At 69.2% G+C, this 12,094-nt stretch carries 12 protein-coding genes; 9 read left to right on the top strand and 3 right to left on the bottom strand.

Annotated elements, in window-relative coordinates; genetic code table 11:
* Positions 1–81: 81 nt before the first annotated feature.
* The 3 genes from gnd to dnaA form a co-directional block, all read right to left on the bottom strand.
* Positions 82–975 carry a phosphogluconate dehydrogenase (NAD(+)-dependent, decarboxylating) gene (gnd, locus tag UWG_RS0105290; protein ID WP_016906161.1) on the bottom strand — a complete coding sequence of 298 codons (894 nt, stop codon included), beginning with the start codon at positions 973–975 and terminating at the stop codon, positions 82–84.
* 202 nt (positions 976–1,177) lie between these two features.
* Positions 1,178–2,308 (bottom strand): DNA polymerase III subunit beta, encoded by a 1,131-nt coding sequence (gene dnaN, locus UWG_RS0105285; protein ID WP_016906160.1) that lies wholly within the window; start codon positions 2,306–2,308, stop codon positions 1,178–1,180.
* Positions 2,309–3,238: 930 nt separating this feature from the next.
* A complete protein-coding gene (gene dnaA, locus UWG_RS0105280) occupies positions 3,239–5,146 on the bottom strand; it encodes a chromosomal replication initiator protein DnaA (RefSeq protein WP_016906159.1) in 1,908 nt (635 codons plus the stop codon).
* A gap of 453 nt (positions 5,147–5,599) precedes the next feature.
* On the opposite strand from dnaA, the gene rpmH reads away from it, so the two are divergent.
* From rpmH to UWG_RS0105235, 9 genes are all read left to right on the top strand, one after another.
* Positions 5,600–5,737 carry a 50S ribosomal protein L34 gene (gene rpmH / locus UWG_RS0105275; RefSeq protein ID WP_016906158.1) on the top strand — a complete coding sequence of 46 codons (138 nt, stop codon included), beginning with the start codon at positions 5,600–5,602 and terminating at the stop codon, positions 5,735–5,737.
* Positions 5,738–5,761: 24 nt separating this feature from the next.
* Positions 5,762–6,130 (top strand): ribonuclease P protein component, encoded by a 369-nt coding sequence (gene rnpA / locus UWG_RS31965; protein WP_078495587.1) that lies wholly within the window; start codon positions 5,762–5,764, stop codon positions 6,128–6,130.
* The gene (gene yidD, locus UWG_RS0105265; protein ID WP_016906156.1) at positions 6,127–6,417 is read left to right on the top strand and encodes a membrane protein insertion efficiency factor YidD; all 291 of its coding nucleotides are present in this window, start codon (positions 6,127–6,129) and stop codon (positions 6,415–6,417) included. The genes rnpA and yidD overlap by 4 nt, the downstream gene beginning before the upstream one ends.
* Before the next feature lie 3 nt (positions 6,418–6,420).
* The gene (yidC, locus tag UWG_RS0105260; RefSeq protein WP_016906155.1) at positions 6,421–7,587 is read left to right on the top strand and encodes a membrane protein insertase YidC; all 1,167 of its coding nucleotides are present in this window, start codon (positions 6,421–6,423) and stop codon (positions 7,585–7,587) included.
* Positions 7,588–7,606: 19 nt separating this feature from the next.
* Positions 7,607–8,107 carry a Jag family protein gene (locus tag UWG_RS0105255; protein ID WP_016906154.1) on the top strand — a complete coding sequence of 167 codons (501 nt, stop codon included), beginning with the start codon at positions 7,607–7,609 and terminating at the stop codon, positions 8,105–8,107.
* Entirely contained in the window at positions 8,104–8,886 is a 783-nt protein-coding gene (gene rsmG / locus UWG_RS0105250; RefSeq protein ID WP_016906153.1) for a 16S rRNA (guanine(527)-N(7))-methyltransferase RsmG, read from the top strand. Before UWG_RS0105255 ends, rsmG begins: the two co-directional genes overlap by 4 nt.
* Before the next feature lie 313 nt (positions 8,887–9,199).
* Positions 9,200–10,282 (top strand): ParA family protein, encoded by a 1,083-nt coding sequence (locus UWG_RS0105245; RefSeq protein ID WP_078495586.1) that lies wholly within the window; start codon positions 9,200–9,202, stop codon positions 10,280–10,282.
* Entirely contained in the window at positions 10,279–11,388 is a 1,110-nt protein-coding gene (locus UWG_RS0105240; RefSeq protein WP_016906151.1) for a ParB/RepB/Spo0J family partition protein, read from the top strand. Before UWG_RS0105245 ends, UWG_RS0105240 begins: the two co-directional genes overlap by 4 nt.
* 47 nt (positions 11,389–11,435) lie before the next feature.
* A complete protein-coding gene (locus tag UWG_RS0105235) occupies positions 11,436–12,053 on the top strand; it encodes a GNAT family N-acetyltransferase (protein ID WP_016906150.1) in 618 nt (205 codons plus the stop codon).
* Positions 12,054–12,094: the final 41 nt, after the last annotated feature.

The raw sequence follows: 12,094 nt of genomic DNA, 5'->3' as shown, positions 1-12,094 counted from the left end.
CGACCTTTCGTTGCCTCGCTCTGCCCCGACGCCCTCGCGGGGCGGGCCGCCCGGATGCCGCGAACGCCCGCCCGACGCAGGCTACTTGCCGGCGCCGCCGATGTTCTCGACCGCGTGGCCGCCGAACTGGTTGCGCAACGCGGCGATCATCTTCATCTGCGGCGAGTCGTCCTGCCGCGAGCTGAAGCGCGCGAAGAGCGAAGCGGTGATCGCCGGCAGCGGCACGCGGTTGTCGAGGGCTGCCTCGACGGTCCAGCGGCCCTCGCCCGAGTCGGCGGCGTAACCGCGGAGCTTCTCCAAGTGCTCATCGCCGTCGAGCGCGTTCACGGCGAGGTCGAGGAGCCAGGAGCGGATCACGGTGCCCTCCTGCCACGAGCGGAAGACCTCGCGGACGTCGGTGACCGGCTCCGCCGCCTCCAGCAGCTCCCATCCCTCGGCGAAGGCCTGCATCATCGCGTACTCGATGCCGTTGTGGACCATCTTCGCGAAGTGCCCTGCGCCCACACGGCCCGCGTGCACGGAGCCGAACTCGCCCTCGGGCTTGAGCGCGTCGAAGATCGGCTGCACGGCTGCCACGTGCTCGGCCTCGCCGCCGTACATGAGCGCGTAGCCGTTCTCCAGGCCCCAGACGCCGCCGGAGACACCGCAGTCGACGAAGCCGATGCCGTGCTCGGCGAGCTCCGCCGCGTGCTTCTCGTCCTCGTTCCAGCGCGAGTTGCCGCCGTCGACGACGACATCGCCGGGGGACAGGAGCCGGGAGAGCTCGTCGACGGTCGACTGCGTCGCGACACCGGCCGGGACCATCGACCACACGACGCGCGGGCCGTCCCCGAGCGCTTCCACAAGCTCCTGCAGGCTGTGGACGTCGGCGAGTTCCGGGTCGCGGTCGTAGCCGACGACCTTGTGGCCGGCGCGGCGGATGCGCTCGCGCATGTTGCCGCCCATCTTGCCGAGACCGATCAGGCCGAGGTCCATCAGTGCCCCTTCGTGCGTGAAGTCGCGGCGCCGTGGCGAGGAGTCGCGAGTCGTTGCCTTTCGTACCTGAATACGAGCCTAACCGGGACGCGTGCATGCGTTCGTACGGTGAAGCCGCACCCTCGCGTCAGGAACCGCCGTACGCAGCCGGGGTGTGACACACCTCGCCCTCCGGCTCCCTGCCGGAGGGCGAGAGCCGCGCTTACCCGGAGAGGCGCACAGGCATGATCAGGTACTTGTAGGCGTCGTCCGCCTCGGCCTCCTTGTCGGGCCGGCCGCTGAGGAGCGCCGGCTTCGTGGAGGTGGTGAACGCCAGCTGCGCGACGGGGGAGTCGATCGCGCTCAGCCCCTCCAGCAGGAAGCCGGGGTTGAAGGCGATCGAGATGTCGTCCCCCTCCAGATCGGCGTCGACGCGCTCCACAGCCTGTGCGTCGTCGCTGGAGCCTGCCTCCAGCGTCAGCACCCCCTGCTCGAAGCTGAGCCGCACGGGGGTGTTCCGCTCGGCGACGAGGGCGACGCGCTTGACCGCCTCGACGAACGGCGCCGTCTCGATCACCGCGACCGAGTTGAACTCGGTGGGGAAGAGCGTGCGGTACTTCGGGAGGTCTCCCTCCAACAGGCGGGTGGTGGTGCGCCGTCCCGCGCCCTCGAAACCGATGAGCCCCTCGCCGGACCCCGAACCGGAGAGCGCCAGCGTGACGTTGTCGCCGCTGCTGAGCGACTTGGCGGTGTCCAGCAGAGTCTTCGCGGGCACGAGCGCGACGGCCGAGGTCTCGGACTCCTCCGGCTTCCAGAGGAACTCGCGTACGGCGAAGCGGTAGCGGTCGGTGGAGGCGAGGGTGACCGTGTCCCCCTCGATCTCGATCCGGACGCCGGTGAGCACCGGGAGGGTGTCGTCCCGCCCGGCCGCGATGGCCACTTGCTGGACGGCGGAGGCGAACACCTCGCCCTGGACGGTGCCCGTGGCCGTCGGCATCTCCGGCAGCGCCGGATACTCCTCGACCGGCAGGGTGTGGAGCGTGAACCGCGACGAGCCGCAGACGACCGTCGCGCGTACACCGTCTGTGGAGATCTCCACCGGGCGGTTGGGGAGGGCTCGGCAGATGTCGGCGAGCAGCCGCCCGGAGACCAGTACGGTGCCCTCCTCCTCGACCTCCGCCTCGACCGAGACCCGCGCGGAGACCTCGTAGTCGAAGCCGGAGAGGCTCAGGGTGCCGTCCTCCGTCTTCAGCAGCAGGCCCGCGAGGACCGGCACCGGCGGACGGGCCGGGAGACTCTTGGCAGCCCAGGCCACCGCCTCCGCGAGGACGTCGCGCTCTACCCGGATCTTCACCTTCAGCCGCCTCCTGCTGTCGCCGACGCGGTCCCCTGGCTCTCGTTCTGCCCTTGGCGCCCTGGTGCCGCGTCTCAGCTTGTTACCGGGGTCCAGTCTGACGTACGCGACTGACAGCCGGAGCCCGAGTCCGTCAACTTCCAGCAGAGTGCCAGAAGCGACCGGCGGGCCGCAGGCAGCGAGTTGTGCACAGCCCCCACGGTTAAACGGATCTCGGGCTCTCTAAGTGTCGTCGTAGTAGTAGGGCTTGTGGAAACCGTGGATAAGCCCGTCTGCGCAGGTCAGGCCGGAGATTTTGTCCACCGCGGTTGTGCACGGACCGGTGGACGACAAGGGGTTGCCTGTGGAGCGAGCGGCGTTCCGCGCAACTCGTACACAGGCAACGGCCAGTTGCCCACAGCACCGCCCACAGAGTTACCCGGCTTTCCCACAAGCCAATCCCCGCCCTCGATGTGACGGCTTTCACTCGCACCGGTGAGAAGGCGAGTTGAGTTGCCGAACAGTGGACAGGGCTGTGGAGAAGCTGGGGACAACCCGCCCTGTCCTGTGGGCAGCCGGTGGACAGCCGACTCCGGCCATCGTGACGGAAGTTGTCCTCCACAAGCTGTGGAGGGCGGCCGCACACAAATCCCCAGGGCCGTGACCTCCGCAAACCTCTTCCCCGCAGGGCCAGTTGTGGACACGTTCTGGACAACCTACGCGCTCCCCAGGGTGTGGACTCCGCCTCGCCCCGTTTCCTGTGGACCACGGTCCTCCACGCGGACCGATTCGAACAGGCGGCAGAGGACTCGGAGTTGTGCACAGCCCTGGACCCTGGGGCCGTACCGAGCCGCACCCGGGGAGTCCGCACAGACGACTGCCCCCCGTACGCGCCAGACGTACGGGGGGCAGGGAGGCGCAGACGGGCCGGGCGGCGCCGACCGCCGGGGCTCAGCCGTTCTTGATGCGGTTGGTCAGCTCCGTCACCTGGTTGTAGATCGAGCGCCGCTCCGCCATGAGCGCGCGGATCTTCCGGTCGGCGTGCATGACCGTCGTGTGGTCCCGGCCGCCGAACTGCCCGCCGATCTTGGGCAGGGAGAGGTCCGTCAGCTCCCGGCAGAGGTACATGGCGATCTGCCGGGCGGTGACGAGGACGCGGCTGCGCGAGGAGCCGCAGAGGTCGTCGACGGTGAGTCCGAAGTAGTCCGCCGTCGCCGCCATGATCGCCGAGGCGGTGATCTCGGGGGTGGCGTCCTCGCCTCCCGGGATCAGGTCCTTGAGCACGATCTCCGTGAGTCCGAGGTCCACCGGCTGCCGGTTGAGGCTCGCGAACGCCGTGACCCGGATCAACGCCCCCTCCAGCTCGCGGATGTTCCGCGAGATCCGCGAGGCGATGAACTCCAGTACCTCGGGCGGCGCGTTGAGCTGCTCCTGGACGGCCTTCTTCCGCAGGATCGCGATCCGCGTCTCCAACTCGGGCGGCTGGACGTCCGTGATCAGTCCCCACTCGAACCGGTTGCGGAGCCGGTCCTCCAGCGTCTCCAGCGCCTTCGGCGGCCGGTCGCTGGAGAGGACGATCTGCTTGTTGGCGTTGTGGAGGGTGTTGAAGGTGTGGAAGAACTCCTCCTGCGTCGACTCCTTGTCCGCGAGGAACTGGACGTCGTCGACGAGCAGGATGTCCATGTCCCGGTACCGCTTGCGGAAGGTGTCCGCCTTGCCGTCCCGGATCGAGTTGATGAACTCGTTGGTGAACTCTTCCGAGCTGACGTACCGCACCCGCGTCCCCGGGTAGAGGCTGCGCGCGTAGTGGCCGATCGCATGCAGCAGGTGCGTCTTCCCCAGGCCCGACTCCCCGTAGATGAAGAGCGGGTTGTACGCCTTCGCCGGCGCCTCGGCGACCGCGACGGCCGCCGCGTGCGCGAACCGGTTGGAGGCCCCGATGACGAACGTGTCGAAGAGGTACTTCGGGTTGAGCCGCGCGGTCGGCTCGCCGGGGCCGGTCGCCGGCGCCGGCTGCGCGGCGAGCGGCCCGGGAGCGCCGCTGGGAGCCGGGAGTTGGGAAGGGCCCTCGTACGGCGGCGCGGGCGGCTGCCCCTGCGGCGGCACCGGGGGGCGGTGCTGCTGGTCGTACTGCTCGTACGGCTGCCGCGGCCGAGGCGGGTGGGGCTGCTCGTACCGCTCGTACCCGGCGGGCGGGCGCTCCTCGTAACCGCGGGGCGGGTGCTGGTCGTACCGCTGGTCGTACTGCTCGTACACCGGCTGCTGGCTTGCGTAGGGGTCCCGCGGCTGCCAGGAGTGCGGGCCGGGCTCGCGGTGCTGCGGGTGCGGGTACTCCTGGTACGGGTTGCGCGGCGCCGGCACCTCGCGTCCGGGCTCGTACGCGTCGTACTCGTATCCGGTGCCCTCGGCCGGTCCCTGCGGCTCGGCGGCGAACCCGTCGCGGCGACCGGAGTCGTACTGCTCGTACTCGAACGCGTCCTGCCGGCCGGGCTGTTGGCCCTGCGGCGGCTGGTGCGCGTGCGGGGCCGAGGGCCGGCCCTGGGGCGGCTCCGGGCGCGCGGGCTCGGTCCCGGGCAGTACCGCGTCGGTGACGGGCCCCGTGACGGTGATCGCGAGGCGGACCTGCTGCTGGCATTCGCGGCTGAGCGCCTCGCTGATCACGGGCGACAGCCGCCGCTCCAGCACCCCCTTCGCGTACTCGTTGGGCACGCCGAGCAGGGCGGTGCCGGAGACGAGGACGAGGGGCTGGCAGTCGCGCAGCCAGCGTTGATCCTTCGGCTCGACGCCCTGCTCCTCGGAGAGGAGCTGTTCCAGCACGCGTGGCCAGACCGCGGCGAGGTCGGCGGGGAGGTCAGCCACGGGCACGCTCTCTCATTCGCTGGTGCGATCATCCGGGGAGACCGACAGAACCCCGCGGACCAGATTCCGTGAATGTGTGGTTCTGGGGACGGTCGGGAAGGAAGGGAAGTTCAGCCACGGTAGACAGGGCGCGGTCCCCCGTTCAAGTCGTTGTCCACAGGCTGTGCACGAGTGCAGTACCGAGAAGGCCGTTGGGGAGCGGTTTGACCGGATGACGCGGGCCCGCGTACCGTGACCAGGTCGAGTCGTCGACGGCTGCTGCCGCCTGCCTCCGATGGGCAAGATCGCCAGGTGGCCCGCACGGTTCCCTTCCGACCGCGGTTCACCGGAGGAGCGAGAAGCGGTGCACACTCGGGCGTTGCGAGCTACTCGTGGGCGCACGGTGACAGCCGGTCGACGCCCCACCCATCGTTCCGCGAAGAGCGGGACACGGAGCATCTCTGGAGCCCCCGAGTGAGCAAGCGCACCTTCCAGCCGAACAACCGCCGCCGCGCGAAGACCCACGGCTTCCGGCTGCGCATGCGGACCCGCGCCGGCCGCGCGATCGTCGCGAACCGCCGCAGCAAGGGCCGCGCACGCCTGTCGGCCTGAGCAGACTGACCACAGGTCCATGACGTGCTGCCAACCGAGAACCGGCTGAGGCGGCGCGAGGACTTCTCAGCCGCGGTACGACGAGGGCGACGGGCAGGCCGCCCGTCGCTCGTCGTCCATCTGCGCCGCGCAGAGGACCCGCACGGTGCGGGGGGAGAGCTTCCCCCGGCGCGTGCGGGTTTCGTCGTAAGCAAAGCCGTCGGCAACTCCGTCGTACGGAACCGTGTCAAGCGCCGTCTTCGGCATCTGATACGTCAGCGCCTCGACCGGCTGCCCCCGGGTAGCCTGGTTGTCGTACGGGCGCTGCCAGGTGCCGGCGAGGCCGGTCACGACCAGCTGGTGCGTGATCTGGACGCCGCACTGCAGCGGCTGCTTGGAGGGTCCCGGCGATGAAGTACCCGCTGCTGTTGTTGATCAAGCTGTACCAGTGGACCATCAGTCCGTTGCTCGGGCCGGTGTGCCGGTACTACCCGTCGTGCTCGCACTACGGCTACACAGCCATCGAGCGGCACGGCGCCGTCAAGGGCACTGCCCTGACGGCTTGGCGCATCCTGCGCTGCAATCCGTGGTCGCCCGGAGGCGTCGACCATGTCCCCGCCCGGAAGCACCCGGTATGGCACCAGCGTCTCCGCTACCGCTGGCAGCAGCACCGGACCCAGTCCAATGCCCAAGGAGCCTGACTCGTGTTCGACACGATCCTGAGCCCTCTCTATACCGCTGTTTCCTGGATCATCGTCCAGTTCCACACGTTCTTCAGCATGATCTTCGACGAGGACAGCGGCTGGGCCTGGGGCCTGTCGATCTTCTTCCTCGTCGTCCTGATCCGTATCTGTCTGATCCCGCTCTTCGTCAAGCAGATCAAGTCGACTCGGAACATGCAGGCGCTCCAGCCGAAGATGAAGGCGATCCAGGAGCGCTACAAGAGCGACAAGCAGCGGCAGTCCGAAGAGATGATGAAGCTCTACAAGGAGACGGGCACCAACCCGCTCTCCAGCTGCCTGCCGATCCTGGCGCAGTCGCCGTTCTTCATCGCACTCTTCCAGGTGCTCAACCACATCGCCCGGAACAGCCCGGTGGGCGTACTCAACGCCGATCAGGTGGACAGCGCCCGTAACGCGCAGATCTTCGGCGCCCCGATCGCGGCGAAGTTCATGGACGGCGCAGACAAGCTCGCCGAGCTCGGTGCCTCGCTCACGGACGTGCGCGTCGTCACCGTCATCATGATCATCATGATGTCGGCGTCGCAGTTCTACACTCAGCGCCAGCTGATGACCAAGAACGTCGACCTGACGGTGAAGACGCCGTTCATGCAGCAGCAGAAGCTGCTGATGTACGTCTTCCCCCTCATGTTCGCCGTCTTCGGTATCAACTTCCCCGTCGGCGTCCTCGTCTACTGGCTCACCACCAACGTCTGGACGCTCGGCCAGCAGATGTACGTCATCAAGCGCAACCCGACGCCGGGCTCGCTCGCCTTCAAGCAGCGCCAGGAGAAGCTGCGCGCCAAGGGCAAGATCAAGGAAGACCCGACCGAGGTCAAGGCCCGCGAGGCCGCCGAGCAGGCCCGTGCGAAGCGGCAGCAGCCGAAGCGGCAGACGAAGTCGCAGCGCACCTCGGGTACCGCCCAGCCGAAGAAGGCGGGCGAGGCCGAGCCGGACACGGCGGCGAACGCGAAGCCCGCCGACGACGCCGGGAAGGCCGGAGGCCAGAAGACCGACGCCCAGAAGTCCGGCGGCCAGAGCAAGAGCGGCCAGCAGGGCAAGGGCGGTCAGAGCAAGTCCGGGCAGAAGAAGTCCGGTGGCCCGCAGGGCAAGGGCGGCTCGCAGCGTCCCAAGCACCCGTCGAAGAAGTGAGCACGAAGGAGTCCATGCCGTGACGGACACGACTGCGTCTGAGAGCGCCGACGCTCTGACCCGCCTGGAGCAGGAGGGCGAGATCGCAGCGGATTACCTGGAGGGCCTGCTCGACATCGCCGACCTCGACGGCGACATCGACATGGACGTCGAGGGCGACCGTGCGGCCGTCTCGATCGTCAGCGAAGGCTCCGGGCGGGACGTGCAGAAGCTCGTCGGACGGGACGGTGAGGTGCTCGAGGCGCTCCAGGAGCTGACCCGTCTCGCCGTTCACCGTGAAACGGGCGACCGCAGCCGCCTCATGCTCGACGTCGGGGGCTACCGCGCCAAGAAGCGCGAGCAGCTCACCGAACTGGGGTCGAAGGCGGTGCAGGATGCACGCAGCACCGGGGAGTCGGTGAAGCTCCCGCCGATGACTCCCTTCGAGCGCAAGGTCGTCCATGACGCCGTGAAGGCCGAGGGGCTGCGGAGCGAGTCCGAGGGCGAGGAGCCGCAGCGCTGTGTGGTCGTGCTGCCGTGAGCCCGGGCGCGAGGACTGACCTCTCCGGGGGCGGTGTACCGGACGAGGGCCCCGAGGCGGAGCTGCCGCCTCCGCCAGAGGCCGCCGAGCGGGCGTTCGGTGACCGGCTCCCGGACGTCGTCAGGTACGGCGAGGTGCTCGCCGACGCCGGAGTCCGCCGCGGCCTCATCGGTCCGCGGGAGGTGCCGAGGCTCTGGGAGCGGCACCTGCTCAACTGCGTCGTCCTCTCCGACCTCGTCCCCGAGGGCGTCTCGGTGTGCGACGTCGGTTCCGGTGCCGGGCTCCCCGGCATCCCGCTCGCGCTGGTCCGGTCGGACCTCCAGATCACGCTGCTCGAACCGCTGTTGCGGCGTACGACCTTCCTCCAGGAGGTCGTCGAACTTCTCGGGCTCGACCACGTCACTGTCGTTCGCGGTCGTGCCGAGGAGGTACTCGGGGTGCTGCGGCCGGTGCACGTCGTCACGGCGCGAGCGGTGGCTCCCCTCGACCGTCTCGCGGGCTGGGGGGTTCCTCTGCTGCGGCCCTACGGAGAGATGCTCGCCCTGAAGGGGGACACGGCGGAGGACGAGCTGCGCGGTGCCAGGGACGCTCTGCACAAGCTGAACGTCGTGGAGAGCTCCGTCGAGCACGCGGGCGAGGGCCTGGTGGACCCACCGGCGACGATCGTGCGCGTCGGTGTCGGCGAGAGCCCCGGCGGGGTGCGGTTCGCCGCTAAGCGTGCCAAGGCGGCCAAGGCGGCGCGCTCGGGCCGCAGCCGTGGAGGGCGACGCCGTCGCTGAACGCACGGTAGGGGCCGCTCTTCGAGCGTGCGGGGAACGGGATGTGCGGTCCCGTTCCCCGCTTCTTTTTTGTGCCGATGGCGGCGCCTTACTCCATAGCAGCCCCATGCGGTGCGGTTGACGGAGTGTCGCAGAGGTACGGTCGTAGAGCGCGTGCATCGTGTTTCACGTGAAACGCCGCTCACTCTTGCAAGGAATCATCAGCAGAGGCCGCGCAGCAGCAGGTTCGCGCGGCCGGATCCATCACGAGCCACGCTCCGGTTCCCATTCGTCCACAACTGACCGGGGCTCGCTGGTTCGTGGGACAGAAGGCATGGCAGGCTCTGCTCAGAGAGAGCCTGAAGTCGAGGAGAGTGAACCGTTGCGGTCCGACGCAAATATCGCGGGACCGATGGCCGATCCGGTCCCCGGTCCCCGGTCAGAACCCGGGGACACCAGCGTGGGCGCGGGCCTCGGGACCCGCGGCGACGCGGGGCGGGAGACGCCACCGCCCATGGACGACACCCCTATCGGGCGCGCCGCGCAGCAGGCCGTGGAGGCGATGAACCGTACCGGGGAAGCGCTCCCCAGGCCGGAGCGGACGCGCGTCATGGTCGTCGCCAACCAGAAGGGCGGTGTAGGCAAGACCACCACAACGGTCAACCTTGCGGCCTCACTTGCGCTCCATGGCGCCCGCGTTCTGGTTGTCGACCTTGACCCCCAAGGCAACGCCTCGACGGCGCTCGGCGTCGACCATCACTCCGAGGTCCCCTCCGTCTATGACGTCCTGGTGGAGAGCAAGCCCCTCTCTGATGTGGTGCAGCCCGTACCCGACGTCGAGGGGCTCTTCTGCGCTCCGGCCACCATCGATCTCGCCGGTGCGGAGATCGAGTTGGTCTCGCTGGTCGCGAGGGAGAGCCGACTCCAGCGTGCCTTCGATGCGTACGAGCAGCCCCTCGACTACGTGCTCATCGACTGCCCGCCTTCGCTCGGGCTGCTCACGGTCAACGCCCTCGTCGCCGGCGCCGAGGTGCTCATCCCGATCCAGTGCGAGTACTACGCGTTGGAGGGCCTGGGTCAACTCCTGCGCAACGTCGACCTGGTGAAAGGCCACCTCAACCCGCACCTCCACATCTCGACGATCATCCTGACGATGTACGACGGCCGGACCCGGCTCGCCTCGCAGGTGGCCGAGGAGGTGCGCGGGCACTTCGGCGACGAGGTGCTGCGCACCAACATTCCGCGCTCGGTGCGGATCTCGGAGGCTCCGAGTTACGGCCAGACGGTGTTGACCTACGATCCAGGCTCCAGCGGTTCGCTCTCCTACCTGGAGGCGGCGCGGGAGATTGCGCTGCGCGATCCCAGCGTGCAGTCGCAGCAAGGGCAGCAGAGTGCAAGCGCGGAGGGCACCCAGTGAGTGATCGTCGTAGGGGACTTGGCCGGGGCCTCGGTGCGCTGATCCCGGCCGCTCCGGCCTCGGAGGAGAACGAGGCATCCGGAGAGGGCGGTTCGGGCGCGGCGGTACTCAGCCCGGAGCGCAGCGCGCGCGGGGTCGCCGCGGCGAAGGTGACGGCGCTGCCCGACGCAGCGCCGTCCGAGAGCGTTCCACGTGAAACCGTCGAGGCGGAGCCCGCGGGGGCAACCGAGGAGGTGCCGGGGGCGCACTTCGCCGAGGTGCCGCTCGACGCCGTCACCCCCAACCCCCGCCAACCGCGGGAGGTCTTCGACGAGGACGCCCTCGCCGAGCTCGTCGTCTCCATCAAGGAGGTCGGCCTCCTCCAGCCCGTCGTCGTACGGCAGTTGGGCCCCGATCGGTACGAGCTGATCATGGGCGAGCGCCGTTGGCGGGCATGCCGGGAGGCCGGCCTGGAGCGCATCCCCGCGATCGTGCGCGCCACGGGCGACGAGAAGCTGCTGCTCGACGCTCTCCTGGAGAACCTCCACCGGGCCCAGCTCAACCCGCTGGAGGAGGCAGCCGCCTACGACCAGTTGCTGAAGGACTTCGACTGCACGCACGACCAGTTGGCGGACCGAATCGGCCGCTCCCGCCCCCAGGTCTCCAACACGCTCAGGTTGTTGCGCCTCTCGCCGTCGGTCCAGCGTCGTGTCGCTGCGGGGGTGCTCTCTGCCGGCCATGCCCGCGCGCTCCTCTCCGTGGAGGACGGCGAGGAGCAGGACCGCCTGGCGCATCGCATCGTCGCCGAAGGGCTCTCGGTGCGTGCGGTCGAAGAGATCGTCACGTTGATGGGCGGCAAGCCGAAGAAGACGGCGAAGTCGAAGGGTCCCCGGGCCGGGGCGAGGGTCTCCCCCGCACTCGACAACCTCGCCGGCAGGCTCTCCGACCGCTTCGAGACCCGGGTGAAGGTCGACCTCGGCCAGAAGAAGGGCAAGCTCGTCGTCGAGTTCGCGTCCATGGACGACTTGCAGCGCATCCTTGGGCAGTTCGCCCCGGGCGAGGGCGAGAGGCTGGAGCAGCAACTCACCGAAGGCGGGCAGCAGGAGGACGACGTGGACGGTTCCTGACCCGCGGCTCTCCCTCCGACCTGTCGCCCCATGGATACGATGGCTCCATGGGGCGACAGCTCGTTCCGCTCACTTTGGACAACCTCCACCAACTCCCCGAGCGCTGCCGGCAGTGCGTCTTCTGGGAGCTTGACCCGGTCGGTGGGGAGGAGGCCGTTCGCTGCGCTCGCGGCGCTGCGGAGAAGGAAGCATGGATCTCCACCGTGCTCTTGGAGTGGGGCTCGTGCGGCCGCGTCGTCCTCGTCGACGGCGAGCCCGCAGGGTTCTTCCTCTACGCGCCGGCAGCGTATGTGCCGCGCGCGGCGGCCTTTCCCACGAGCCCGGTCTCGGCCGACGCGGTGCAGCTGATGACTGCCTCCCTGCTGCCGCGGTTCCAGGGGCAGGGGATCGGGCGGGTCATGGTGCAGACCGTCGCCAAGGACGTGCTGCGGCGCGGGTTCCGCGCGGTGGAGGCTTTCGGGGACGGAAGGTGGGGGCGCCCGGCGTGTGTGCTCCCTGCCGAGTACCTGTTGGCCGTGGGCTTCAAGACGGTGCGATCGCATCCGCGGTATCCCAGGATGCGTCTCGATCTCAGGTCGACGGTCTCCTGGAAGCTCGACGTGGAGCGGGCGCTCGACCAACTCCTCGGTGCGGTGCACAAGGAACCGATGCCGCGACCGCTGTAGCTCCGCGGTCACATCCGCGGCACAGCAAAGGGCGGTGGCTG

The sequence above is a fragment of the Streptomyces xiaopingdaonensis genome, from assembly GCF_000262345.1.
GTDB lineage: Bacteria > Actinomycetota > Actinomycetes > Streptomycetales > Streptomycetaceae > Streptomyces > Streptomyces xiaopingdaonensis.
This window is presented reverse-complemented; position numbering and strand designations above follow the sequence as displayed.